The organism is Vallicoccus soli, assembly GCF_003594885.1.
Lineage (GTDB): Bacteria > Actinomycetota > Actinomycetes > Motilibacterales > Motilibacteraceae > Vallicoccus > Vallicoccus soli.
In genome coordinates, this window is record NZ_QZEZ01000010.1 from 49,071 (window position 1) to 74,057 (window position 24,987).

Sequence of the window (24,987 nt, forward strand, 5' to 3'; positions counted from 1 at the left end):
GCGCAGCCCTGGGGCGCGATCATGCAGGTCCCCGGCGGTGATCATGCAGGCCCCCGGCGGTGATCATGCAGCCCGCCGGCGGCGACCGTGCAGGCCCCGGCGGCGACCATGCGGGTGCGGCGGTCAGGTCCAGCCGTGGCGGGTGCGCAGGGCGTCGGCGACGCGGTCGAAGCGGGGGCGGTCCAGGACGGCGCCCTCGCGGCGCACGCCGTCCTCGTCGACGCGCAGCACGCGGTCGAGGCGGACCCAGCTGGGGCGGGCCCGGCCGTCCCAGGCGCCGCTGCCGAGGGCGAGCCAGCGCGGGTCGCCGTCGCGCTCGTCCTGGCTGGACAGCATGAGCCCGAGCAGCTCGCGCCCGTCGCGGCCCACGACGAGCACCGGGCGGTCCTTGCCCTGGCGGGGGTCGTCCTCGTACGCGACCCAGGTCCACACCACCTCGCCGGGGTCGGCGCGCCCGTCGGGCTCGGGGGCGTACGCGATGCGCCGCCCCCGCGGCACCTCGACCGGGCGCACCGGGCGGCGCGGCGAGGGGCCCCGGCCCGCCCGGAGCAGGCGCGGCCCCTCGCGGACCGCGACCCGCGCCGCGCGGACGAGGAGGTCCTGCCAGGGGCGCGCCACGCGGGGAGCCTAGGCCAGCGGGACCGCGCCGAGGATCTGGTCGGCCGTCGGCTGCTCCGAGCCGCCCGCGGGCTCCACCGAGACGGCGAGGGCCTCGGTGCCGTCGAGGTCCTCGACGAGCGACTGGGTCGTGCCGTCCTGGGCCTCGAGCAGGCCTGCGGAGCGGATGTCGGTGCCGTCGTCACGCAGCGTCCAGAGCTGGTACGTGCGGTCCTCGGGCAGGTCCTCGAGGTCGCTCGCGAGGAACACCGCGCGGTCGTCGGCCACGACCACCGTGCCCGTCGCCGTGCCGAGGGCCGCGGTGGCGATGCGCCGGTCGGGGTCGGCGAGGACGGCCGCCACCGCCTGCTGCTGCGCCCGGGCCTCGGACAGGTCCGAGCGCTGGTCGAGGGCGACGCCGCCGAGCCCGACGGACACGGCGAGCAGCACCGCGGCGGCGATGCCCGCCGGTTGCGCCCACCAGCGCCGGTGCGCGGCGGAGCGGGCCGCCGAGGAGCGCGGCGGCTCCTGGCGGGTGGTGGCGACGTGCGCCATCACCCGGCGCTTGAGCTCCGGCGGCGGGGTGACGGCCGCGGCCGCCCCCAGCTGCGCCGTGGTCGCCTCGAGCTCGCGGACCTCCTGGCGGCAGTCGTCGCACTCGCGCAGGTGCCGCTCGAACTCCGCCTCCTCGTCCGGCGGGAGGGCGTGCAGCGCGTACGCGCCCGTCAGCGTGTGCAGCTCCGAGCTCACCAGGCCACCCCCAGGCAGTCGCGCAGCCGGATCAGCCCATCGCGCATCCGTGTCTTCACCGTCCCGAGCGGCACGGCCAGCAGGTCGGAGACCTCCCGGTACGTGCACCCCCGGTAGTACGCGAGCGTCACCGACTCGCGCTGCAGGTCGGTCAGCGAGCCGAGGCAGCGGCGGACCTGCTCCGCCTCGAGGCGCGCCTCGACCTGCTCGGCCACCTCGTCGTACGCCGGCTGCTGGTCGCGCACGGCGACCCGCTCCTCGCGGTCGCTCGCCGCCTGCGCCGAGCGCACCCGGTCCACGGCGCGGCGGTGGGCCATGGTGAGCACCCAGCTCTGCGCCGTGCCGCGCCCGGGGTCGAAGCGGCTGGCGAGGCGCCACACCTCGACGAGCACCTCCTGGGCGACCTCCTCGGACTGCGCGGGGTCGCGCAGGACCCGCCGCACCACTCCGAGCACCTGGCCGGCCACGAGGTCGTACACGCCCTCGAAGGCGTCCTGGTCGCCGCGGGCCACCCGCTGCAGGAGGACCTCGAGCGTGGGCGCTGCGCCCGCCTCGGCGTCGTCCTCGACCGGCCTGAGCCACCCGCGTCCTCGTGCCACGTCGGCCATCGTCCCGTCCCACCCCCTCGCGTGCACGCCGCCGCCCCGTACGCCGGTGCTTCGGCGGCGCCGGGGCGTCCGGATTGCCCGCTCACCCGGACGGACCAGTGGCGTGCGGCACCCGCCGGGTCAGGCGGGGGCGGCGTGCAGGGTGGAGCCGGTGCAGGCCTTGGCGACCCGCAGCTGCGCCGGCACCCGCTGGCGCAGGTCGGCGACGTGGCTGACGATCCCCACCACCCGGCCGCCGGCGCGCAGGCCGTCGAGCACGTCCATGACCTCGTCGAGGGCCTGGTCGTCGAGCGTGCCGAAGCCCTCGTCGACGAAGAGCGTGCCGAGCCGGGCGCCGCCGGCCTCGTCGGCGACCACGTCGGCCAGGCCGAGCGCCAGCGCGAGCGAGGCGGTGAAGGACTCGCCGCCGGAGAGGGTGGTCGTGTCGCGCTCCTGCCCGGTCCACGCGTCGACGACGCGCAGCCCCAGCCCGGCCCGGCCGCGCCCGGAGGACCCCTGGTCGGTGTGGACGAGGCTGTAGCGGCCCGCCGACATGAGCAGCAGCCGTTCGGTGGCGGCGGCCGCGACCTGCTCGAGCCGCGCGGCCAGCACGTACGCCGACAGGCGCATCCGCTTGGCGTTGTCGCTGCCCGTGCCCTCGGCGAGGCGCGACAGGCCGTCGACGACGGCGTGCTCGCGCTCGAGCGGCGCGAGGGCGTCGAGCAGCCTCGCGAGCGCGGCGCGGTGGCCGTCGAGGGCGGCCAGAGCGGCCTGCACCCGGGCGTCGCGCGCGCAGGCCGCCTCGTGCTCGGCGGCGCGGGCGGCGTGGGCCGCCTCGAGGCCCGGGAGGTCCGGCGCCGGGCGCCCGGCCGCCCCGGCCAGCTCCGGGTCGTGCAGCTGCGCGTGCAGGGCGGCACGGCGGGCGGCCTCCTCCTCGACGGCCGCGCGCAGGCGCTCCGCGCCGCCGGCGGCGACCAGGCGCTCCAGCGCGCCCACCGCCTCGGCGGGGTCGGTGAAGCCGGCGGTGCACGCAGCCGCAGCGACCCCCGCGCCCGCCCGGGCGAGGTCGCCCTCGGCGGTGGCGAGGCCGGTGAGCGCCGCCGCGAGCGCGTCGAGGCGGTCCGCGTCGCGGCGGAGCCCGGCCTGGCGCTCGGCCACGCTCGGTGCGGCGCCCCGCTCGGCCTCGACGGCGGCGCTGCGCGCCCGCAGGTCGGCGGCCAGGGCGTCGTGCCGGGCCCGTGCCGCCGCGGCGGCCGCGCCCGCCCCGTGCGCCTCGGCCTCGGACCGCTCGCGCTCGGCGCGCGCCGCGGCGAGGTCGGTGCGGGCGGCCGCGAGGCCGGCGGCCGCGGTGCGGGCTCCGGTGCACCGCTGCTCGAGGTCGGCCAGCTCCGCGGCCAGGTCGGGCAGGGGGGCGTCGCCGCCGGCGCGGGCCCGGGCGGCGCCGAGGCGCGTGGCGGCGTCGGCCGCGGCCGCCTCGGCGAGCTCGCGCTCGGTCTCGCGGGCCAGGTGCTCCTGCTCCGCGGCGGCCTCGGCGTCGGCGAGCCCGGCGGCCCCGTCGGCGTGCACGGCGGGGCTGGGGTGCTCGGGGCTGCCGCAGACCGGGCAGTCCGCGCCGACGGCGAGCCCCTGCGCCAGCTCGGCCGCCATGGCCTCGAGGCGCGCCTCGCGCAGGTCGAGCCAGTCCTGCCGGGCGCGCTGGGCCGCGTCGACGGCGTGCCGCGCCGCGGCCCGGGCTGCCGCCGCGACCTGTGCGAGCCGGTCGCGCTCGCGGGCGGCCTCGTGGCGGGCGGCGACGGCGACGCGCTCGGCGTCGAGCGACGCGAGCCCGCCGGCCACCGGCTCGAGCGCCGCGACGCGCTCGTGCAGGCCCTGCGTGCGCCGGTCCTGCTCGGTGAGGCGGAGACGGGCCGCCGCTGCCCGTCGGTCCTCGCGGTCCGCGCGCGCGGCCAGCGCCGCGACCTCGCGAGCGAGCTCGTCGGCCCGCCGCTCCTCGGCGACGGCGCCGTCGAGCCGGGCCGCCTGCTCGCGCAGGCCGCGCGCCGCGGCGGCGACGCCGTCGCGGCGCCGCGTCGTCGCGCTCGCCGCAGGAGGCTCCGGTGCCTCCGCGGTGCTCGCGAGCGCGGCCACCTCGTCGATGGCGTCGAGCAGGTCGAGCTGGCCGGGGACCCCGTCCTCCTCCACCCCCGCCGGGCGCGGCAGCGCACCGGGACCCGCGGCCGGGACGCCCCGGGGCGGGTCGTCCGTCCCCGACGGGCCCGTCCCCTCCGCGGGCCCGTCGCCCGAGCGGTCCCCGGCAGGTGCGTCCGGGCAGGGGCCGCCCCGGGCGAGCAGGTCGCCGGCGGCGGAGCGCGCGGCCTCGACCTGGGCGAGCGCCGCCTCGTGCCGGTCGGCGGCGGCGCGCTCCACGTCGCGCAGCGCGGCGACCGGTGCGGCCCGCAGGCCCACCTCGAGGACCTCGCGCGCCCGCTGGTGCCCGGCCGCCCGGAGCTCGAGCTCCTGCCAGCCCCGGCGGGCCGCCGCGTGGCGCTGCTGCAGGGCGTGCAGGGCGCGCGCGCCGTCGAGGGCGGCCCTGGCGCCGTCGAGCGCCTCCTGGGCGCCGGCGCGGGCCCGGGCGCTGGCCGCCGCCCCCGCCTGCGCGACGGCGCGCAGGGCGTCGAGCCACGCCCCGGCCTCGGCGGCGCGCTCCGGCCGCTCCGCCACGGGGGCGCAGGCGGCGCCCGCGGCCGTCGTGCCGGTCCCGCCCGCCGCCCCGAGCCCGCGGGCCGCCTCGGAGGCCCGCGCGACCAGCTCGTCCACCCCTGCCCGCGCGTCCCCGACCCGTGCGGCGCTGTCGCGGCGGCGCGCGGCCAGCCAGTCCTCGACGGCGGAGAAGCGCCGGGTCTCGAAGAGCTGCTCGAGGATCGGGCGGCGCGCCTCGGCGTCGGCGCGCAGGAAGTCGGCGAACTGCCCCTGCGGGAGGAGGACGACCTGGCAGAACTGGGCGGCGCTCATGCCGAGGAGCCCGTGGAGCAGGTGCGCCGCCTCGTCGTTGCGGGTGCTGAGGGCCGACCAGGCCCCCCCGCGCAGCTCCTCGACCAGGGTGCGGGCCGGGTCCTGCGTCGTGCCGGTCCCGCGGCGCTTGGGCCGGTCCCACGCGGGCTGGCGGGTGACGCGCAGCCGCCGCCCGCGCAGGGTCAGCTCCAGGACGACGCCGGTGCGGTCCGCGGGGTCGGCGTGGTCGCTGCGCAGCCGGGCGGTGCGCTGGCGGTGGCCCGGCACGACGCCGTAGAGCGCGTAGCACACGGCGTCGAGCACGCTCGTCTTGCCGGCGCCGGTCGGGCCGTGCAGGAGGAAGAGGCCGGACGCGGCCAGCGCGTCGAGGTCGACCCGCTCGGTCCCGGCGAACGGCCCGAAGGCCGTCACCTCCAGCGCGTGCAGCCGCATCAGAGGACCGCCTCGGCGCGCCGCTGCGCCTCCAGCGCCTCGCGCAGCAGCGCCACCTCGTCGGCGTCGGCGGGGGAGCGGACGTCCTCGACGAAGCGCAGCGCCACGGCGAGGTCGTCGAGCCCGCTGACCCGCGCGGCGTAGTCGGGTCGCGGGGCCTGCGCACCGCTCGGGGCGAACTGCAGGACCAGCGCGTGCGGGAAGCGCGCGCGCAGGCGCTCCATGGCGGCGCGGGGCCGCACCGGGTCGGTGAGCGTGACCTGCAGCCACGCGTCCTGCAGGGCGGCGTGGCGGGGGTCCGTGAGCAGGGCGTCGAGCGTGCCCGAGACCCGCGCGACGCGCCGCGGCACCGGCAGGTCGACCCGCTCCACGCCCGCCACCCCCGCCGCGTCGAGGTCGACGAGCCAGGCGGCCTTGCGCTGGTGCTCCTCGGAGAACGAGTAGGCCAGCGGGGAGCCGCTGTAGCGCACGTGGGGCGCGAGCACCTGCGCGCCGTGCAGGTGCCCGAGCGCGGCGTAGGAGAAGCCGTCGAGCAGGTCGAGCGGGACCGCCGAGACCCCGCCGACGGAGATGTCGCGCTCGGAGTCGCTCGGCAGCCCGCCGGCGACGAACGCGTGCGCCACGACGACCGAGCGGGTGCCGGGGGCGCGCGCGGACAGGTCGGTGCGCGCCGCGGCCGCCGCCGCGCCCAGCACGGCGGCGTGGCTGCGCCCGTCGCAGCCCAGGGCCCCGCGGGCCGTCTCCGGCTCGAGGTAGGGCACCGCGTACACCGCCACCGCGCCGTGCCGGTCCTCGAGGAGCACGGGGTCGCCGACCCGCGCCGGGTCGGTGCGCAGGTGGATGCCGGCGGCGTCGATGAGGCCGGCGGCGAAGCCGAGCCGCCCCGCGGAGTCGTGGTTGCCGGAGATCGCGACGACCCGCACCCGCTCGGCCGCGAGCCGGGCGAGGGCCTCGTTGCAGAGGCGGACGGCGTCGACGGGCGGCAGCGCGCGGTCGTAGAGGTCCCCCGCGACCACCACCGCGTCCACCCGCTCGCTGCGCACGGTCGCGACGAGGGCGTCGACGAACGCGGCCTGGGCCCCGAGCAGGTCCTCGCGGTGGAAGGAGCGGCCCAGGTGCCAGTCGGAGGTGTGGAGCAGTCGCACGACGGTCAAGGTAGGTGCGGGGTGCGACAGGTTCGGGGAGGGACGCGCCGCGGGGGGTGGTCGGGTGGGGCAGCGCCACGACGGGCTGGACGGCCTCGTCGTGCTCCGCGGCGGGGCCGCGGACGCCCTGCCGCCCCGGCTGCTGTCGTGGGTGCACGCGGCGCTGCGGCGCGAGCGCGTCGCCCTCGTCGCCCCGCTGCCCGGCTCCTCGCGCTCGGTCCGGCTCACCACCGACACCGGCCGCCGGCTGGTGCTGCGCCGGCCGGGCGACGCGTCCCGCGCGGGCGCCGAGGCCGCCGTCCTCGCCGCGCTGGCCCCCGAGGGCCCGCGCCCCGCGCCGGCGGCCGTGCCCTGCCCGGCGCTGCTGCGCGCGGACCCCGCGGGCGAGCTGGCCGGCGAGCCCGCGCTCCTGTCGGAGTGGGTGCACGCCACGCCCCTGGACCGGGCGGCCGGGCGCGTCGGCGCCGCGGCCGACGGCCTGGGGCGGGCGCTGGGCGCCGCGCTCGCCGCGCTGCACCGCGCGCGACCGCCGGCACCGGCGTCCCCGCCCTCCCCGCCGGAGCCCCTCACCGGCCGGGTCGAGCGGCGCCTCGCCGCCGCCGGGCTGGCCGGGGACGGGGCGGCGGCCGTGCGCTCGTACGCCCGCGCGCTCGCCCCGGCGCTCGACGGGGGTCCGGCCGTGCTCGTCCACGGCGACCTGCGCGCCCGCCGCGTGCTCGTCGCGCCGCAGCGCGGGCGCTGGGGCGTCGCGGCGCTCGTGGGCTGGGACCGGGCCGGCCCCGGGGCCCCGGCCCGGGACCTCGCCGCGCTGCTGCGCCCCGGCGGGGACCTGCCCGCCGGGCTCGGGGCGGCCGTGGGGGAGGGCTACCGCGAGGCGGGCGGGGACCCCGCCGCCCTCGACCCACGCGCGGTCGCGGCGCTGGACCTGCTGGCGCTGCTGCAGGAGGATCCCGCGGGGGCCGTGCGCGTGGCCCGCGAGCGGGGGTCGAGCAGCCCAGGCCCGGGGTAGGAGGCGCCGCATGGGACAGGACGTCGCGAGCCGGACCTTCACCGGCGAGGACCGCCAGCGGTACCGCGCCAAAGTGCGCCAGTGCCTCGACGTGTTCGCCCGCATGCTGGGCGAGGCGCGCTTCGACGTCGAGCGCCCCCTCACCGGGCTGGAGATCGAGCTCAACCTCGTCGACGGCGGCTTCGACCCGGCGATGCGCAACGCCGAGGTGCTCGAGGTCATCGCGAACCCCGACTTCGTCACCGAGCTCGGGCAGTTCACGGTGGAGATCAACGTGCCGCCGCGCCCGCTGGCCGGGGCGGGGGCGACGGACTACGAGGCCCAGGTGCGCGCGAGCCTCAACGCCGCGGCGGCCGCGGCGGAGGGCATCGGCACGCACATCGTCATGGTGGGGATCCTGCCGACGCTGCAGGAGGGGCACGTCACGGTCGAGAGCCTCAGCGCGAACCCGCGCTACGCGCTCATCAACGAGCAGATCGTCGCGGCGCGCGGCGAGGCGGTGCGCATCCAGATCACCGGGCGGGACCGGCTGTCGACCCAGTCCGACTCCATCGCCCCCGAGGCGGCGTGCACCTCGGCGCAGCTGCACCTGCAGGTGAGCCCTGAGCAGTTCCCGGCGTACTGGAACGCGGCGCAGTGCGTCGCCGGCGCGCAGCTGGCGCTCGGGGCGAACTCGCCGTTCCTCTTCGGCAAGGAGCTCTGGGCCGAGACCCGCATCGCGCTGTTCGAGCAGGCGACCGACACCCGCCCCGACGAGCTCAAGGCGCAGGGCGTGCGCCCGCGCGTGTGGTTCGGCGAGCGCTGGATCACCTCGATCTTCGACCTGTTCGAGGAGAACGTGCGCTACTTCCCGGCGCTGCTCCCGATCTGCGACGAGGAGGACCCGACCGCGACGCTGGAGCGCGGGGACGTCCCGCGGCTGCAGGAGCTGCGGCTGCACAACGGCACGATCTACCGCTGGAACCGGCCCGTGTACGACGTCGTGCGCGGCAAGCCGCACGTGCGGGTGGAGAACCGCGTGCTGCCCGCCGGGCCGACCGTCGTCGACGTGCTCGCCAACGCGGCCTTCTTCTACGGCGTCACGCGGACGCTGGTCGAGGCCGACCGGCCGCTGTGGACGCAGATGTCGTTCAGGGCGGCCGAGGACAACTTCCACGCCGCGGCGCGCGACGGCATCGACGCCGGCCTCTACTGGCCGGGCGTGGGCGAGGTGCCGGCCACGGAGCTGGTGCTGCGGCGCCTGCTCCCGATGGCCCACGAGGGCCTGCAGCGCTGGGGCGTCGACGCCGACGTGCGCGAGCGGCTCCTGGGCATCGTCGAGGGGCGGTGCCTCACCCAGACGAACGGCGCGGCGTGGCAGCAGCGCGCGCTGCGGCACATCGAGGCGACGAGCGACCTCGACCGCACCGACGCGATGCGCGAGCTCCTGCGGCGGTACGTGCGCGGCATGCACTCGAACCGGCCGGTGCACACCTGGGAGCTCGACCCCGACGAGGGCTGACCCTCACCCCACCAGCAGCCAGCCGGCGAGCACCGCCTGCACCGTGGCGGCGGCGGTGCGCAGGGCGTCCCACCGCAGCAGCGCCCGGTGCAGCCCGGCGTCCCACCCCTGCGCCAGCCGGCCGTGCAGCGGCGCCGCGCGCAGCCCGGTCGTCCCGACCACGCCGGCCAGGCCGGCGGCCGCGACGAGGCGCTCGCCCGCGCCGACCCCCTCGGGCGGCGCCAGCACCAGCACCCCGGCGGTGACCGCGAGGGCGAGGAACAGCGGTCCGACGAGCAGCGTGACCCGCCGCCGGTGCGCGTCCTCGTACGCCGGGAACGCCGCGGCCGGAACCCGCGCCATCTGCGGGTAGACCACCAGCTGCACCGTCCACTGGAAGCCGGCGTAGAGCAGCGCCGCCGCGGCGTACGCGGCCGTCCAGGGCGCCAGGGCGGGGTCCACGCGCCCAGGGTGGCGCGGGGCGTGCGGCGCCGCAGCCCGGGGGAGCGGCATGATGAGCCGGGTGAGCACCACGACGCCCGCCCCGTACGGCAGCACCGTCGCCACCGACGCGCCCCTGGACCTGCTGGTCTGGGACGCGCCGAACATCGACGCCACGCTCGCCGGCGTCATCGGCGGGCGCCCCTCGTCCGCGTCGCGCCCGCGCTTCGACGCCATCGCCCGCTGGTTCGTGCAGGGCAGCGGCGGCCGCGACGTCGAGGGCTGCGTGTTCACGAACATCGCCCCGGGCCAGGCGGCCTCGGTGCGCGGCTGGGTCGAGGCGCTGCGCGCGAGCGGCTTCGCGGTCTTCGCCAAGCCCAAGCTGCAGTCCGACGACGACATCGACGACGCGATGCTCGACCACATCGCGCTGCGGGTCACCCAGCGCCCGCTGCGCCGGCTCGTCGTCGCCAGCGCCGACGGGCGCAACTTCCTCGAGCCGATGGAGTCGTACGCCCGCGACGGGGTCGAGTGCCTCGTCATCGCCTTCAGCGAGGTGGCGGGGTACGCCCAGGAGTCCCCGCTCATCGAGTTCCTCGACCTCGAGGACGTGCCCGGCGCCTTCACCACGCCGCTGAACCGCACCCGCCTCGACGCCCTGCCGCCCCAGGGCGCCTGGCTGCAGCCGACGCGCTCGCTGCGCTCGATGCTCGAGGACGCGTAGCGGGGGCTCAGGGGCGCCCGGCGCCCGCCGGGCGGCCGGCGCGGACCCCCGCGGCGACCGCGGCGACGGCCGCCTCGACGTCCCGCGCGACCCGGTCCCGGTCCCCGGACTCCGTGTCGTGCACGAAGGCCGTCGTGCCGCGGCGCATGCCGCAGTAGTCGACGATGCCGTGCTCGACCTGGGCGGCGAAGGCCTGCGCGTAGCCGTGCCGCGCGTACGACGCCTCGGAGGTGCCCGAGAGCGCCAGCAGGTGCATGGTGAGGCGCTGCAGCCCGGGGACGACCCGGTCGTCCTCGTCGACCCGGAACGCCCAGCCGGCGACGAACACCCGGTCCACCCACCCCTTGAGCAGCGCGGGGAGCGACCACCACCAGACGGGGAACACCAGGACGACGTGCTCGGCCCGGTCGAGCCGCTGCTGCTCGGCGACGACGGCCGGCGAGGTCCGGCCGCCGCTCAGGTAGTCCGCCCGGTCGCTCGGCGCGAACCGCGGGTCGAAGCCCTCCTGCGCCAGGTGCGCGACCTCGCACCCGCCGGGGCCCAGCAGCTCCCGCAGCCGCGCGGCGGCCGCGTGGGTGAGCGAGCCGGTGTCCGGGTGCGCGGTGACGAGGAGCGTGCTCATGCCGCCCATCCTCCCGGCACGGTCGCGCAGCCCCTCAGCCCCGCAGGAACACCGGCGCGTCCGGGCGCGAGCGCGCGGGGTCGTACCGGTAGCCGGCGCCGTCGAACTCGCGCAGCGCCCGCGGGCTGCGCACCCGGTGCAGCACCATCCACGCGGCCATCTCGCCCCGCGCCCGCTTCGCCGAGAAGGACACGACGCGGTAGCGGCCCTGCGCGTCGGCGTCCTCGAAGCGCGGGGTGACGACGCGCGCGTCGAGGTCGTCGAAGCGGACCGCGCGGGCGTACTCCTCGGAGGCGAGGTTGACGACGGCGTCGGCGCCGGGGGAGGCGACGAGGTCCTGCGCGACGAGCTCGGTGATGCGACCGCCCCACCAGTCGTAGAGGCTCGCGCCGCGCTCGGTGGCCAGGCGCACGCCCATCTCCAGGCGGTACGGCTGGATGAGGTCGAGGGGGCGGAGCAGGCCGTAGAGGCCGGAGAGGATGCGGAGCGTCTTCTGCGCCTCGGTGAGGTCGCGCTCGCCGAAGCGCCCCGGGGCGTCGAGCCCCTGGTAGACGTCCCCGGCGAACGTCAGCACCGCCGGGCGCGCGTTGCGCCGCGTGAACGGCGGGGCGAAGTCGGCGTAGCGCTCCACGTTGAGCTGCGCGAGCTGCGCGGACAGGTCCATGAGGTCGGCGACCTCGTCCGGGGACTTGGTGCGCATGACCTCGACGAGCCGCTCGGCCTCGTCGAGCAGCCGCGGCTGCGAGGACTTGCGGGTGGTGACCCTCGAGGCGAGGTCGAGCGTCTTGGCGGGGGAGAGGAGCGCGAGCATCGGTGCGCGAGCCTAGCGGCGCGCCCGCTCAGGGGCGCGTGAGGACGACCGGGCCGTCGTCGGTGACGGCGACGGTGTGCTCGGAGTGCGAGGCGCGGCGCTTGTCGAGGGTGACGATCGACCAGCCGTCGCCCGCGGTGCGGTAGCGCTCGGTGCCGGCGTGCAGCATCGGCTCGATGGCGATGGTGTTGCCGGCGCGCAGCCGGTGGTGCCGGGCGTCCTGCGTCGGCTGGTTCGGCACGAACGGGGCCTCGTGCATGCTGCGGCCGATCCCGTGCCCGCCGTGGTCGGGCAGGTGGGCGAAGCCGTGGCGCCGCGCCACCGCGTCGACCGCCGTCGCCACGTCGAGCAGCGTCGCGCCCGGCACCGCGGCCGCGATGCCCGCCGCGAGCGCCTCCTCGGTCGCCCGCACCAGCCGCCGGTCCTCCTCGCTCGGCCCGCCGACGTGCACGGTGACGGCCGCGTCGCCGTGCCAGCCGTCCGCGATCGCGCCGCAGTCGATGCTCAGCAGGTCGCCGTCCTTGAGCCGCCGCCCCGTGGGCCGCCCGTGCACCACGACCTCGTTCGGCGACAGGCACAGCGCGCCGTTGAACGGGGTGGGCGCCCAGGACGGCGCGTAGCCGAGGAAGGAGGGCAGCGCCCCCGCCTCGCGGATCGTCGTCTGCGCCAGCTCGTCGAGGTCGCGCAGCCGGGCGCCGGGCACGGCCGCCTCCCGGACCGCGGCCAGGGTGAGGGCGACGACCCGTCCCGCCTCGCGCATCGCGTCCAGCTCGGCGGTCGACCTCAGGGGGAGCAGCTCGTCGGGCACCCCTCGACGTTAGTACGGTCAGCGGGCGACCCCGCACCCGTACGACCCGCGCGCGACCCGCGACGACCTCGCACGGCCCGCGCCCGGCGACCAGGCACGACGCACGAGCGGATCGGCCGGCGACGGCCGGAGTGGAGACAGCATGAGCACGGACGGAGCGGGCGCGGCGGCCCGCGCGGACATCGGCGTGGTGGGCCTCGCGGTCATGGGCCGCAACCTCGCGCGCAACCTCGCCCGGCACGGCCACGTCGTGGCGCTGCACAACCGCACGCGGGCCCGCGTGGGCGAGCTGGTCGAGCGCTACGGCGACGAGGGCGAGTTCGTGGCCGCCGAGGACGCGGCGTCGTTCGTCGCCGCGCTCAAGCGCCCGCGCCGCGTCGTCGTCATGGTCAAGGCCGGCACCGGCACGGACGCCGCCATCGAGGAGCTGCTGCCGCACCTCGAGGAGGGCGACATCGTCGTCGACGGCGGCAACGCCCACTTCGAGGACACCCGCCGCCGCGAGCGCGACCTGCGCGAGCGCGGCCTGCACTTCGTCGGCACCGGCGTCTCCGGCGGCGAGGAGGGCGCGCTGCTCGGGCCGAGCATCATGCCCGGCGGCTCGCGGGAGTCGTACGACGCCCTGGGCCCGATCCTCGAGTCCATCGCCGTCGACGTCGACGGCACCCCGTGCTGCACGTACGTCGGGCCGGACGGCGCGGGCCACTTCGTCAAGATGGTGCACAACGGCATCGAGTACGCCGACATGCAGCTCATCGGCGAGGCGTACGACCTGCTGCGCCAGGGCCTCGGGATGGAGCCCTCGGACCTGGCGAAGGTGTTCGCCGAGTGGAACGAGGGCGACCTGGAGTCGTTCCTCATCGAGACCACGGCGACGGTGCTGGCCAAGGTGGACGCCGCGACCGGCTCGCCGCTCGTGGACGTCGTCGTCGACCAGGCCGAGCAGAAGGGCACCGGCCGCTGGACGGTGCAGACGGCGCTGGAGCTCGGCGTGCCGGTGACCGGCATCGCCGAGGCCGTCTTCGCGCGCTCGCTGTCCGGCGCGGCGGACCAGCGCCGCGCGGTGCGCGACGCGGGGTCGCTGCCGGGCCCGTCCGGCTCCCTGTCCCCGCAGGAGGCGGAGGGCTTCGTCGACGACGTGCGCTCCGCGCTGTACGCGTCCAAGGTGGTCGCCTACGCCCAGGGCTTCGACATGATCGCCGCCGGCAGCGAGCACTACGGCTGGGGCATCGACAAGGGCGCCATGGCGACGATCTGGCGCGGCGGCTGCATCATCCGGGCCCGGTTCCTGGACCGGATCCGGGAGGCGTACGACCGCGACCCGCACCTCGCGTCGCTGCTGCTCGACGACTACTTCGCCGGGGCCGTCGCCGACGCGCAGGACGCCTGGCGGCGCGTCGTCGTGGCCGCGGTGCGCCTCGGCGTCCCCGCTCCCGGCTTCTCCAGCGCGCTCGCGTACTACGACGCGCTGCGCCGCGACCGGCTGCCGGCCGCGCTCCTGCAGGGGCTGCGCGACTTCTTCGGCGCGCACACCTACGCCCGGGTGGACCGCGAGGGGATCTACCACGTGCTGTGGAGCGAGGACGGCAGCGAGGTGCGCCAGGACGCCGAGGCGGGCAGCCACAACCCGCACTGAGCCCGGCCGCGGCGAGCCGCGGAGGTCCGGGCCTCAGCCCGGCGGCGCCGCCCCGTGCGCGCGGGGCGGCGCCGCGGCCACCGGGTGCGGCTGCCCCGGCCCCGCGGCGCCCCCCGGTGCGGGCGGCCCGGCCGGCGGGTCGTCGAAGCCGTGCAGCCCGCGGGCGAGCAGCGCCGCGCAGGCGACGGCCAGCAGCGCGACGGCCAGGCCGAGGAAGGCCGGGCGCAGCCCGACGGCCTCCACGAGCGGTCCCGCGAGCAGGTAGCCGACCGGGCCGGCGGCGTACTGGCTCGCGACGAGGATGCCGACGACGCGGCCCCGCAGCCGCTCGGGGGTGCGCCGCTGCAGCGCGAGGTTGGTGAGCGGCTGGATCGGCCCGTACGCGACGCCGGTCGCGAACGACGCGGCGAGCAGCCAGGGGAACGGCGGCAGCGCGGCCATGCCGAGGATCGACACGCCGGTGAGCACGAGCGCGGTGACGAAGGTGCCGCGCCGCGGCAGCCGGTGGCCCCACTGCGCGTGCGCCAGCGATCCCACGACGCCGCCGCCGGAGAGGGCCATGACGACCGCGCCGAGCCGCTCCGGCGCCCCGAGCGCGGAGAAGTGCGTGGGCAGCAGCACCCCCTCCATCGGCAGGTAGAGCGCCACGAGCGCCGCGCCCACGACGGCGATCGCCCGCAGCAGCGGGTCGCGGGCCACGAAGCGCAGGCCCTCCACCGTCCCCCGCCACACCCCCGCGGGGCGCTCCGCCTCGACGGGCGGGCCGGCGCCGGGCAGGCGCAGGGCCGTGACCGCCGCGGCGCTGAGCAGGAACCCGGCCGCCGTCACCCACAGCGTGGTCGTGGCGCCGACCAGCCCGATGAGCAGGCCGCCGACCCCCGGGCCGACGAGGAACGCGACGCCGTACACCGCCTCGTGGGTGCCGTTGACCCGCTCGAGGCGCCAGCCCGCCCGTTCCGCCGCCGCGGGCAGCAGCACCTCGCGCGCCGTCGCCCCGGCCGGGTCGAAGACCGCGCCGAGCATGGCCAGCGCCACGAGCACCGGCACGGAGAGGACGTCCGCGGCGGCCGCGAGCGGGATGGCGGCGACGGACACCGCCGAGAGCAGGTCCGACCCCACGGAGGTGCGGCGCCGCCCGACGAGGTCGACGACGGTGCCGGAGAAGAGGCTCGACAGCAGCAGGGGCAGGGCGGTCGCGGCCGCGAGGACGCCGGCCGCGGTCGGGCTGCCGGTGCGCTCCAGCGCGATCCAGGGCAGCGCGACGAGGGCCACGCCGTTGCCCGTGCCGGACAGGAGCGTGGCCGCCTCGAGGAGCAGCAGGGGGAGGAGCTGCCGGCGCCGTGCCACGCCCACGACGCTAGCGACCGGCGGGGACGCGCCGCGCGCGGATATCGGGCGGTCAGGTGCTCGGGGCGGGTGCTCGGGGTCGGGTGCTCAAGGCCGGGTGCTCCCTGCCGATGGGCGAGCGTGGACGACGCCAGCAGCAGGGTCAGGCCGCGCGGCGGCGGGGGCGGGGCGGCGGTGGTCCCCCCGGCGCGGCGGCTGCCCCTGCGGGCCCTGGCGGCGGTGTACGGCACCGCGTGGGCGCTGCTCGCCGCCGGGTACGTCGCCGTGCCCGCGGCCCAGGCCTGGTGCTCGGCCGGCATCAGCGTCACCGCGACCGCGGCCGTGCTCCACGGTGCGCGCCGGCACCGGCCCCGCGCCGCGGCGGCCTGGCACCTGCTCGCCGCGGCGCTGCTGACCTTCGTGGTGGGGGACTCCACGTACAGCCTCGTCGTGGCGCTCACCGGCGCGCAGAACCCCTTCCCGTCCGTGGCCGACCCGGTCTACCTGCTGACGTACCCGCTCCTCGCGGCCTCGCTGGCGACGATGCGCCGGCGCCGCGAGGTGCACCACGACCGCGGCGCCCTGCTCGACGCCCTCTGCGTCACCCTCGGCCTCGGCCTCGTCGCGTGGACGTACGTCGTCACGCCCACCGTCGTCGACGCCTCCGCGCCGCTGCTGCAGCGCGTGGTCTCGAGCGCCTACCCGCTGGGCGACGTGCTCTGCCTGGCGATGCTGGCCCGGCTGCTGAGCAGCGGCGGGCGGCGCTCGCGCTCGCTGGTGCTGCTCGCGGCGGGCGCCGTGCTGCTCCTGCTCGTCGACGTGGTGTACGCGCTCCTGCAGCTGCAGGGGACGTGGGTGGAGGGCGGCGGGCTCAACCTCGTCTGGTTCGCCTGCTACGCGCTCTGGGGCCTGGCCGCGCTGGACCCGTCGATGCGCGAGCTCACCGAGCCGCAGCCGGCGGCCCCGCCGCGCCTGCGCGGGCTGCGGCTGGCGGCGCTGGCGGGGGCCTCGCTCGTCGCGCCCGCGATCCTGCTGCAGCACGCGGTCGCCGGCTCCGAGCGGGACCTCGCCGTCATCGCGGTGTCCAGCGGCGCGCTCTTCGTCGTGGTCCTCGTACGGCTCGCCGACCTGGTCGGCGCCCAGCAGGCGTCGGTCGAGCGCGAGGTGGCGCTGCGCGGCGCCGCCGCCGAGCTCGCGGCGGCGACGACCACCGAGGACGTGCGGGCCACCGCGCTGCGCGCGGTCCCCGCGGTCCTGGGGCCCGGGCTGCGGCACGACGTGGTGCTCGACGGTGCGGCCGGGGGCGCGGGACCGGCGGCCGTCGCGCTGCGGCGGTGCGCCGACGGGGGCACGCGCCTGCTGGAGCGCTCGCGCGGCGAGGTGCCGGTGGACCTCGTGCACTGGGCCGGCGCGCGCGACGTGCTCCTCGTGCCGGTGCGCCCGCGGCCGGACGCGGCTCCGGACGGGGTCGTCGTGGTGGCCGGGACGAGCCTGGAGCTGCTCGCCGTGCAGGAGGCCCTGCAGACCCTCGTCGCGCAGGTCGTCCTCGCCCACGTGCGCGCCGGCCTCGACGCCGCGCTCGTCGCCCGGCGCAGCGAGGAGCGGTTCCGCGCCCTGGTGCAGAACACCTCCGACGTCATCCTCGTGCTCGACGAGGCCGAGCGGGTGCGCTTCGCGACCCCCTCCGTCGCCCGCCTGCTCGGCTGGCCGCCGGAGGAGGTCGAGGGCTGCGACCTGCGCGCCCTCGTGCACCCGGACGACGTCGAGCGCGTCCTCGCGCTGCTCGTGCGGGTGCGCGCCGCGGCCGGCCCCGGCACCCACACCGCGGACCTGCGGCTGCTGGGCTCCGGCAGCCCGGCGCGCGCCGTGGAGGTGGAGGCGGTGATGTCGGACCTGCGCGGCGAGGAGGTCGTGCGCGGTCTCGTGCTGACCCTCCGGGACGTCACCGAGCGGCGCACCCTGGAGCGCGAGCTCGCGCACCGGGCCTTCCACGACGGGCTCACCGGCCTCGCCAACCGCGTGCTGTTCAACGAGCGCGTCGCGCAGGCGCTGGCCCGGCGCAGCCGCGGTGGCGGTGCGGTGAGCGTGCTGTTCTGCGACCTCGACGACTTCAAGGAGGTCAACGACACGCTCGGGCACGGTGCCGGGGACGACCTCATCGTGCAGGTGTCCCGCCGCGTGGAGGGCGTGGCGCGGGCCGGCGACACCGCCGCCCGGCTCGGCGGCGACGAGTTCGCGCTGCTGCTGGAGGACGTGGAGGGCCCCGAGCACGTCGACGGGGTCGCCGCGCGGCTCGTCGCCGCGCTCAGCGCCCCCTTCGAGCTGGCGGCCGGCACCGTGAGCGTCTCCGGCAGCGTCGGCATCGCCAGCGACCGCGACGCCGGGGACGTCGGCGAGCTGCTGCGCCAGGCCGACCTCGCGCTGTACGCCGCGAAGGAGGAGGGCAAGCGCCGCTGGCGCCGGTTCGAGCCGCTCCTGCAGACGTCGATGACCGAGCGCCTCGAGACCAGGGCCGACCTGGAGGCCGGGCTGGCCACCGGGCAGTTCCACCTCGTCCACCAGCCGGTCGTCGAGACGGGCACCGGCCGCGTCGTCGCCCTCGAGGCGCTGCTGCGCTGGCAGCACCCCGAGCGCGGCCTCGTCGGCCCCGACGAGTTCCTCCCCGTCGCGGAGGCGACGGGGCTCATCGTCCCGCTGGGCCGCTGGGCCCTGCAGCAGGCGCTGCGCGAGCTGGCCTCGTGGGACGGCGCCGCGCCCCGGCTGCACGTCAACGTCAGCGCGGTGCAGATGCGCCTGCCCGGCGTCGTCGACGAGGTGCGCGATGCCCTCGCGGCGGCGGGGGTGGCGCCCGGGCGGCTCGTCGTCGAGCTCACCGAGTCGCTGCTGCTCGAGGACGACCGCGTGGTGCGCGACGCGCTCGCCGGCCTCAAGGGCATGGGCGTGCACCTGGCCATCGACGACTTCGGCACCGGCTACAGCTCCCTGGGCTACCTGCGCAGCTTCCCCGTCGACATCCTCAAGATCGACAAGTCCTTCGTCCGCGGCCTCGACGAGCCCGGCCAGGAGGCCCTCGTCGACGCGATCGTGCGCATCGCCCGCACCCTCGACCTCGAGCTCGTGGCCGAGGGCGTGGAGCGCGAGGACCAGCGCACGGCCCTGGACCGCCTGGGCTGTACGCACGCGCAGGGCTGGCTCTTCAGCAGCCCGGTGCCCGCCGCGGCGGTGCCCGCCCTGCTCGCCCGCCCCGACCTGCTGCCCCGTCCCGAGCTGGTGGCGCCCGCTCACCCGGACGGCTCAAGCCCGCGGCCGCCCCTGCCGAGGAGGGGCGTGGCGACGACCTCGCCCCGCGACGACCGACCCCTCGCCGTCGCGCTCGCACCCGACCGAGGAGCACCATGACGACGATGCCGGCGGGCCTCTTCGCCCGGACGAGCGGCGGCAGCGGCCGCTGGGCGGACCTGGAGCGGCTGCGCTCGGGCAACCGCATGTACGACGCGACGGTGGACGAGGTCCGCGGCCGGCGGATCCGCGTGGGCGGGCAGTGGCTGGTCGACTGGGCGTCCTGCAACTACCTCGGCCTCGACCTCGACCCCGAGGTCATGGCCGCGATCCCGCCGCTCGTCGAGCGCTGGGGGACCCACCCCAGCTGGTCGCGCCTGCTGGGGAACCCGCGGCCGTACCTGGAGATCGAGGAGCGCCTCACCGAGCTGCTCGGCGCGCCGGACACCCTGGTCCTGCCGACGATCACCCACATCCACATGTCCGTGATCCCCGTGCTCGCCGGCACCGGCCACGTCGTCATGGACGCGCAGGCGCACAAGACGATCTACGACGGCTGCGCGGTCGCGCGCGGGCGCGGCGCCACGATGCACCGCTTCCGCGCCGACGACGTCGAGCACCTCGAGGAGGTCCTCGCCGGCATCCCGGCGGGCGAGCAGGTCCTCGTGGCCATGGACGGCGTCAACAGCATGACCGGCAACGCGCCGGACCTCGTGCGCTTCGCCGAGGTGTGCCGCCGCCACGACGCGCTGCTCTACGTCGACGACGCCCACGGCTTCGGCGTGGTGGGGGAGTCCCCGACGGCGGCGAACCCGTACGGCCTGCGCGGCAACAGCATCGTGCGGCACGCGGGGGAGACGTACGACAACCTCGTCCTCGTCGGCGGGTTCTCCAAGGCCTACTCCTCGCTGCTCGCGTTCCTGGCGCTGCCCACGTGGCTCAAGGACCACCTCAAGGTCGCCGCCCCGCCGTACCTCTACTCGGGCCCGTCCCCGACGGCCTCGCTGGCCACCGTGCTCGCCGGCTTCGACGTCAACGAGCGCCGCGGCGACGCCCTGCGCCAGGACCTGCTGCGGCGCACCCGCCGGGTGCTCGGGCACCTCGACGCGCTCGGGGTGCGCACGCCCAACCGCAGCGGCTTCCCCATCATCGAGGTGCCGCTGGCCCGCGCCGAGGACATCGACGCCGTCGGCGACTTCCTCTTCGACCGGGGCGTGTACGTCACCCTCGCCGCCTACCCCCTCGTCCCGCGCGACCAGGTCGGGTTCCGCGTGCAGACCACGGCCGCGAACACCGACGAGGAGGTCGAGGAGCTCTGCGAAACGCTGAGCGAGCTCGCGCGCCGCTTCCCGCTGCAGGAGGCCGAGCAGCAGGACGCCGCGGCGTGAGGACCCTCGACGAGGACGGCACCCGGCGCCGGGTCCACCTCGCCGAGCCCCTGGGGCTGCGCGACTTCCGGCTGCTCTGGGCCGGGATGTCGGTGAGCCTGCTCGGTGACGGGCTGTTCCTCGTCGCGCTCGCGTGGCAGGTGTACGACCTGTCGGGCTCGCCCGCCGCGATGTCCCTCGTCGGCGTCGCGATGTCCGTGCCGCAGGTGGTGCTCCTGCTCGCCGGCGGCGTCCTCAGCGACCGGGCCGACCGGCGGCTGCTCATGGTGGCGAGCGACCTGCTGCGCGCGGCGGTCCTCGCCGCCGTCGGGGCGCTGGCCGTCACGGGGGCCCTGGAGGTGCCGCACCTCTACGTCGCGGCGGCGCTCTACGGCGGCGCCGCGGCGTTCTTCGGCCCGGCCTTCGACGCGACGGTCCCGTCGCTCGTGCCGGAGCGGCTGCTCGTGCAGGCCAACGCGCTCGACCAGCTCGTCCGGCCCTTCGCCCTCGGCATCGCAGGGCCGGCGCTCGGCGGCGTCGTCATCGGGAGCCTGGGGACGGGAACCGCTTTCCTGCTCGACGCGGCGAGCTTCCTCGTCTGCGCGCTGTGCATCGCCCGGCTGCGGACCCGCCCGCCGGTGGAGGCGGGGGAGGGCTCGGCGTGGGAGGCGCTGCGCGGGGGGCTCTCGTACGTCCGCTCCCACGTCTGGCTCTGGGCCACCTTCGTCGCGGCCACCTTCAGCTACCTGCTCTTCCTCGGGCCGACCGAGGTGCTGCTGCCGTACCTCGTCAAGGAGGAGATGGGGCTCTCCGCCCACGCCCTCGGCCTGGTGCTGGCCAGCGGCGGCCTCGGCGCGCTGCTCGCCGCCGCCGTCGTCGGCCAGTGCGGCCTGCCGCGGCGGTTCGTCACCCTCACGTACGTCGCGTGGGCCCTGGCCACGCTCGCCGTCGCCGGCTACGGCCTGGCGACGAGCACCTGGCAGCTCGCGGTGGCCTGCGCCCTCGTCAACGGGCTCGAGGCGGTGGGCACCGTCGCCTGGGCGGTGACCAAGCAGCGCTTCGTGCCCCCGCACCTGCTGGGGCGGGTGTCGAGCCTCGACTGGTTCGTCTCCCTCGCCCTCGTCCCGCTCTCGTACGCCCTCGCCGCGCCCGCGGCCGCGCTGCTCGGCGCCCGGACGACGCTCGTCGTCGCCGGCGTGCTCGGCGCGGCCGTCACCGCGGCGTTCCTGCTGCTGCCGGGGATGCGCGCGCCCGAGCGCGGCGCCGTCGCCCCCGCCGGCGAGCCCGCGCCGGTGCCGGTGGCCGCATGACGCGGGCCGACGGCGCCGACGCGGTCGCGGAGGCGGTGGGCCGGCTCTCGGCCGCCTTCGCGGCCCGCGACGTCGACGCGGTGCTCGCCTGCTTCGCCCCCGGCGACGCGGTCCTCTACGCCGGCTCGGAGGAGGGCGAGGTGGCGGTCGGGCGCGACGGCCTGCGCGCCCTGCTGACCGACGTGCTCGGGCGCGACGAGGCGTACGCGTTCGCCCCGCTCGCCGGCGCGGTCGTGCCGGTGGGCCGCGCGCTGCACGTGGTCTGCGAGGCGCGGGGGAGCGCGACGGCGGCGGGGGAGCGGGAGGACTTCCCGTACCGGCTCTCGGGCGTGCTCGAGGAGCACGCCGGGCACTGGCTGTGGCGCTCGCTCACCGGCTCCGAGCCCGCCCCCGCCGCCCCCTGACCGTGGGGCGCTGTGGCAGCTCACGGACGGCACCGCGTCGGTGCGCCGCGGCGAGGCCGGCGACGCGGTGGAGGCGCTGGGCAAGGCCGTCGTGTACGGCGTGCTCGCCTGGACCGCCGCCCGGTTCGCCACCGGCGGGGGCAGCGACAGCGGCCGGCAGAGCGCCGAGGCGACCGCGACGCTGCTCGACGCACCGTTCGGGCGGGTCCTCGTGGTGCTCGTCGGCCTCGGCGTGCTCGCCGTGGGCGCGTACCACGTGCACAAGGGCCTGACCCGCGGCTTCCGCGACGACCTCGTGGGGCGGGTCGGCCGGCTCGTGGAGCGGCTCGGGGTCGCCGGGTACGTCGCCAAGGGCGTCGTGCTCGGCGTGGTCGGGGTGCTGTTCGGGGTCGCGGGGGTGCGCGGCGCGCCGGGGGAGGCGACCGGGCTCGACGGGGCGCTGCAGGCGCTGCGCGAGCAGCCGTACGGCACCGCGCTGCTCCTCGTCGTCGCCGCCGGCCTCGTCGCGTACGGGGCCTACAGCCTCGCCCGCGCCCGGTACGCCCGCCTCTGAACCCCGCCCGACGGGGCGGGCTGCCGGGTCTGGACCGCGCGGGAGCGGGCACCGGGGGAGCACCCAGCCACGACGCGAGGAGGCACCGTGCACGAGGACCCGACCCCGGGCGGCCACCACGGCCCCGAGAGCACGAGCGAGGCTCCGCCGGAGGACGAGGCCGTGCAGGCCGCCCCGGCGGGCGACGACGACGAGGGGACGCAGCAGGCGTACCTCGCCACCGACAACCAGCTCGGCCAGTAGGCGGGCGGCGTCACCGCGCCGGGCCGACCCCGGCGCGCAGGCGGACCGCGGGACGCCCGCTCGCTCGACGACCTCCCGGGCGTCCCGGACGTCCCGGACGCCCGCCCGGGGCCTCAGCGCGCGCGCAGCAGGAGCAGGCCGGCGTCCCGGGCGGTCGCGAAGACGTGGTCGAGCGCCCCCAGCCCGTAGGAGACCAGGGCGCCCTCGTGCAGCAGGGCCAGCGCGCGGGCCGTGGCGTCGGGGTCGGGGACGGGTGAGCGCCCCGCGACGTCCCGGAACAGGCCCAGCACCCAGCGCTTGTGCCCGACCACGAGGCCGTGCACGGGATGCTCCGGGTCGTCCACTTCGGCGTGGGCGTTGACCATGGCGCAGCCGCGCCCGCCCTCGGCGGCGGCCCAGGCCCCGGACGCGTCGAACAGCGCCACGAGGCGCTCCTCGGCGCCGGCGCCGGCCGCGTCGAGGCGGGCCGTGACGAGCTCGCGCCAGCGCCGGTCCCGCGCCGCGAGGTACTCCAGCACCAGCCGGTCCTTGCTGCCGAAGCGGTCGTACAGCGTCTTCTTGGTGACGCCGGCCCGCTCGGCGATGGCCTCGACGCCGACCGCGTGCACGCCGCGGGCGTAGAAGAGCTCGGAGGCGGCGTCCAGCACGGCGCGGGCGCCGGGCGTCCAGTCGATGGCGGCATCCACGGGTGGACTATACCGGTCGGGGTACTCTGCCGGCATGAGTAGACCGATCGGTGTACTGCAGGCGGTCCGGGCGCGGGCGGGGCTCGTCGCGCTGTGCGCGGCGTTCGTCGTCTGCTGGTCCTCGGGGTTCGTCGGCGCCAAGGTCGGCACCACCGGGTACGACGTCCTCACCGTCCTGCTCTGGCGCATGCTGCCGCTGGCCGCGGGGCTGCTGGTCCTCACGGCCGTGCTGCGCCGCCGGGCCCGCCGGCGGTCCGCGGAGGAGCCGCGTGCGTCCGTCGGGCGAGGGCGCCTGCTGCGCCAGGTGGGGGTCGGTGCGCTGTCGCAGTCCGGCTACCTGCTGAGCGTCTACTGGGCGGTGGCGCTGGGCGTCAGCACGGGGACGACGGCGCTCGTCGACGGCCTCCAGCCGCTCGTCGTGGCGGCGCTGACCGGCCCGCTGCTCGGCGTGGCGGTGCGCGGGCGGCAGTGGGTGGGGCTGGCCGCCGGGCTGGCGGGCGTCCTGCTCGTCACCTGGGCCGACGCGACGTCGCCGCGCACCGGGGCGCCCGGGTGGGCGTACGCCGTCCCGCTGGCCGGGATGCTCAGCCTCGTCGCCGCGACGTTCCTGCAGCGCCGCGACCCGTCGCCGCCGCGCCCGCTGGGGGACCTCGCGGTGCACTCCGCGACCTCGGCCGTGCTGTTCTCGGGCCTCGCGCTCGCCGCGGGCGCGGCGACGGTGCCCGGCGAGCTGCGCTTCTGGCTGGCGACCGCCTGGCTCGTCGTCCTGCCGACGTTCGGCGGCTACGGCCTGTACTGGCTGCTGCTGGAACGGGTGGGCGTCACGACCGTCGGCAGCCTGCTGTTCCTCGTGCCGCCGGTGACGACGGCCTGGGGCGCTGTGGCGTTCGGCGAGCCGGTGACGCCGCTGACCGTCGCCGGGCTAGTGCTCGCCCTGCTCGCCACGGGGCTCGTCGGTGCGGGGGACGGGGCGGGCCGGGGCGCCCCGGCGGCCCGTGAGGGGGCTCGTAGGCCCGTCCCTGCTGCAGAGTGACATAATGTGCATTATCGGCGGTTCAGGAGAGGGGCCACGGCACCCGTGAGGGGCACCCACAGGCGGCCCGGCGGCGCCAGCCCGATGCCGTGTCCCGATGCCGTGTCCCGATGCCGTGTCCCGACGCCGTGTCCCGACGCCGTGTCCCGACGCGCTGCGTTGCCGTGCCCGAGGGCGCGCTCCTGCGCCCGGCGGGCCGAGCCGGCAGCGCCGCACGGCAGCGCTGCACGGCAGGACGCCGGCGGCCCGCCGCGCAGCGCCGTACGACGTCCGTGTAGTTTCCGTCGGATGTCCTGGGCGTGCCGCGTCGGGGAATCCTCAGCGGGTACCTGTCGTTCGAACAGGCAGCGACCCACCGTCAGGAGGACCTGCATGAGCGAGCGAGCACTGCGCGGCTCGCGCCTCGGCGCCCAGAGCTACGAGACCGACGCCGGCGTCGAGCAGGCGCCGCGCGCGATCACGGCGTACGACTGCCCGCAGGGGCACCGCACGAGCGTCCCGTTCTCGGTCGAGGCCGAGATCCCCGCCACCTGGGAGTGCCGGGTGTGCGGCGAGGAGGCCCTGCGCACCGACACCGCGCAGCCCGAGCCCAAGAAGGTCAAGCCGCAGCGCACCCACTGGGACATGCTGCTCGAGCGCCGCTCCATCGCCGAGCTCGAGGTCCTGCTCGAGGAGCGCCTGGACCTGCTGCGCAACGGCCCGACCGGCACCACCCGCAAGTCCGCCTGACGCGGACGGCCGACCACCGCCCCC

General features: G+C 77.7%; 23 protein-coding genes. 12 read left to right on the plus strand and 11 right to left on the minus strand.

The annotated features are described in order from the left end of the window. Positions 1–123 precede the first annotated feature (123 nt). From D5H78_RS17170 to D5H78_RS17190, 5 genes are all read right to left on the minus strand, one after another. Positions 124–618 carry a type II toxin-antitoxin system PemK/MazF family toxin gene (locus D5H78_RS17170; RefSeq protein WP_119951736.1) on the minus strand — a complete coding sequence of 165 codons (495 nt, stop codon included), beginning with the start codon at positions 616–618 and terminating at the stop codon, positions 124–126. 9 nt (positions 619–627) lie between these two features. Next, complete coding sequence (locus D5H78_RS17175) at positions 628–1,347, minus strand: anti-sigma factor (RefSeq protein ID WP_218566739.1); 720 nt, start codon at positions 1,345–1,347, stop codon at positions 628–630. Further along, positions 1,344–1,946 (minus strand): sigma-70 family RNA polymerase sigma factor, encoded by a 603-nt coding sequence (locus D5H78_RS17180; protein ID WP_245941694.1) that lies wholly within the window; start codon positions 1,944–1,946, stop codon positions 1,344–1,346. Before D5H78_RS17180 ends, D5H78_RS17175 begins: the two co-directional genes overlap by 4 nt. Before the next feature lie 129 nt (positions 1,947–2,075). After that, positions 2,076–5,357, minus strand: a complete 3,282-nt coding sequence (locus D5H78_RS17185; protein ID WP_119951738.1) for an AAA family ATPase — start codon at positions 5,355–5,357, stop codon at positions 2,076–2,078. Continuing rightward, on the minus strand, positions 5,357–6,502 hold the full coding sequence (locus tag D5H78_RS17190; protein WP_119951739.1) for an exonuclease SbcCD subunit D: 1,146 nt from the start codon (positions 6,500–6,502) through the stop codon (positions 5,357–5,359). The genes D5H78_RS17185 and D5H78_RS17190 overlap by 1 nt, the downstream gene beginning before the upstream one ends. Before the next feature lie 64 nt (positions 6,503–6,566). Here D5H78_RS17190 and D5H78_RS17195 point away from each other — a divergent pair, with 64 nt between their 5' ends. Together D5H78_RS17195 and D5H78_RS17200 are read left to right on the plus strand one after the other, a co-directional pair. Beyond that, a complete protein-coding gene (locus tag D5H78_RS17195; RefSeq protein WP_165865782.1) occupies positions 6,567–7,511 on the plus strand; it encodes a phosphotransferase in 945 nt (314 codons plus the stop codon). 10 nt (positions 7,512–7,521) lie between these two features. Further along, on the plus strand, positions 7,522–9,012 hold the full coding sequence (locus D5H78_RS17200) for a glutamate-cysteine ligase family protein (RefSeq protein WP_119951741.1): 1,491 nt from the start codon (positions 7,522–7,524) through the stop codon (positions 9,010–9,012). A gap of 3 nt (positions 9,013–9,015) precedes the next feature. On the opposite strand, the gene D5H78_RS17205 is transcribed toward D5H78_RS17200, so the two are convergent. Then, entirely contained in the window at positions 9,016–9,453 is a 438-nt protein-coding gene (locus tag D5H78_RS17205; protein ID WP_218566740.1) for a hypothetical protein, read from the minus strand. 52 nt (positions 9,454–9,505) lie between these two features. Here D5H78_RS17205 and D5H78_RS17210 point away from each other — a divergent pair, with 52 nt between their 5' ends. Continuing rightward, positions 9,506–10,156 carry an NYN domain-containing protein gene (locus D5H78_RS17210; protein WP_119951742.1) on the plus strand — a complete coding sequence of 217 codons (651 nt, stop codon included), beginning with the start codon at positions 9,506–9,508 and terminating at the stop codon, positions 10,154–10,156. 7 nt (positions 10,157–10,163) lie between these two features. On the opposite strand, the gene D5H78_RS17215 is transcribed toward D5H78_RS17210, so the two are convergent. Genes D5H78_RS17215 through map form a run of 3 tightly spaced genes read right to left on the minus strand, consistent with a single transcriptional unit; the run spans position 10,164 to position 12,385 of the window. Then, on the minus strand, positions 10,164–10,778 hold the full coding sequence (locus D5H78_RS17215; RefSeq protein WP_119951743.1) for an NAD(P)H-dependent oxidoreductase: 615 nt from the start codon (positions 10,776–10,778) through the stop codon (positions 10,164–10,166). A gap of 34 nt (positions 10,779–10,812) precedes the next feature. Continuing rightward, on the minus strand, positions 10,813–11,589 hold the full coding sequence (yaaA, locus tag D5H78_RS17220) for a peroxide stress protein YaaA (protein ID WP_119951744.1): 777 nt from the start codon (positions 11,587–11,589) through the stop codon (positions 10,813–10,815). Between the two features lie 28 nt (positions 11,590–11,617). Continuing rightward, the gene (map, locus tag D5H78_RS17225; RefSeq protein WP_119951786.1) at positions 11,618–12,385 is read right to left on the minus strand and encodes a type I methionyl aminopeptidase; all 768 of its coding nucleotides are present in this window, start codon (positions 12,383–12,385) and stop codon (positions 11,618–11,620) included. A 154-nt stretch (positions 12,386–12,539) separates the two neighbouring features. Between map and gndA the strand changes: the two genes are divergently transcribed. Further along, complete coding sequence (gene gndA, locus D5H78_RS17230; RefSeq protein ID WP_119951745.1) at positions 12,540–14,033, plus strand: NADP-dependent phosphogluconate dehydrogenase; 1,494 nt, start codon at positions 12,540–12,542, stop codon at positions 14,031–14,033. Between the two features lie 33 nt (positions 14,034–14,066). On the opposite strand, the gene D5H78_RS17235 is transcribed toward gndA, so the two are convergent. Then, on the minus strand, positions 14,067–15,386 hold the full coding sequence (locus D5H78_RS17235; protein WP_177891332.1) for an MFS transporter: 1,320 nt from the start codon (positions 15,384–15,386) through the stop codon (positions 14,067–14,069). 114 nt (positions 15,387–15,500) lie between these two features. On the opposite strand from D5H78_RS17235, the gene D5H78_RS17240 reads away from it, so the two are divergent. The 6 genes from D5H78_RS17240 to D5H78_RS19455 all read left to right on the plus strand — a co-directional run bounded on the left by D5H78_RS17240 (position 15,501) and on the right by D5H78_RS19455 (position 22,515). Beyond that, positions 15,501–18,758, plus strand: a complete 3,258-nt coding sequence (locus tag D5H78_RS17240) for a putative bifunctional diguanylate cyclase/phosphodiesterase (protein ID WP_133412088.1) — start codon at positions 15,501–15,503, stop codon at positions 18,756–18,758. Continuing rightward, complete coding sequence (locus tag D5H78_RS17245) at positions 18,755–20,026, plus strand: aminotransferase class I/II-fold pyridoxal phosphate-dependent enzyme (RefSeq protein WP_218566744.1); 1,272 nt, start codon at positions 18,755–18,757, stop codon at positions 20,024–20,026. The genes D5H78_RS17240 and D5H78_RS17245 overlap by 4 nt, the downstream gene beginning before the upstream one ends. Next, positions 20,023–21,315, plus strand: coding sequence for an MFS transporter (locus tag D5H78_RS17250; protein WP_119951748.1), 1,293 nt, complete (start codon positions 20,023–20,025; stop codon positions 21,313–21,315). Before D5H78_RS17245 ends, D5H78_RS17250 begins: the two co-directional genes overlap by 4 nt. Next, the gene (locus tag D5H78_RS17255) at positions 21,312–21,719 is read left to right on the plus strand and encodes a nuclear transport factor 2 family protein (protein WP_119951749.1); all 408 of its coding nucleotides are present in this window, start codon (positions 21,312–21,314) and stop codon (positions 21,717–21,719) included. Before D5H78_RS17250 ends, D5H78_RS17255 begins: the two co-directional genes overlap by 4 nt. A 40-nt stretch (positions 21,720–21,759) precedes the next feature. Next, entirely contained in the window at positions 21,760–22,272 is a 513-nt protein-coding gene (locus tag D5H78_RS17260) for a DUF1206 domain-containing protein (RefSeq protein WP_119951750.1), read from the plus strand. Between the two features lie 87 nt (positions 22,273–22,359). After that, positions 22,360–22,515, plus strand: a complete 156-nt coding sequence (locus D5H78_RS19455) for a hypothetical protein (RefSeq protein WP_165865783.1) — start codon at positions 22,360–22,362, stop codon at positions 22,513–22,515. 113 nt (positions 22,516–22,628) lie between these two features. Here D5H78_RS19455 and D5H78_RS17265 read toward each other — a convergent pair whose 3' ends face one another. Continuing rightward, positions 22,629–23,201 (minus strand): TetR/AcrR family transcriptional regulator, encoded by a 573-nt coding sequence (locus D5H78_RS17265; RefSeq protein ID WP_245941695.1) that lies wholly within the window; start codon positions 23,199–23,201, stop codon positions 22,629–22,631. Positions 23,202–23,235: 34 nt separating this feature from the next. Here D5H78_RS17265 and D5H78_RS17270 point away from each other — a divergent pair, with 34 nt between their 5' ends. Further along, positions 23,236–24,234, plus strand: a complete 999-nt coding sequence (locus D5H78_RS17270) for a DMT family transporter (RefSeq protein ID WP_119951752.1) — start codon at positions 23,236–23,238, stop codon at positions 24,232–24,234. A gap of 372 nt (positions 24,235–24,606) precedes the next feature. Beyond that, on the plus strand, positions 24,607–24,963 hold the full coding sequence (locus tag D5H78_RS17275) for an RNA polymerase-binding protein RbpA (RefSeq protein ID WP_119951753.1): 357 nt from the start codon (positions 24,607–24,609) through the stop codon (positions 24,961–24,963). Positions 24,964–24,987: the final 24 nt, after the last annotated feature.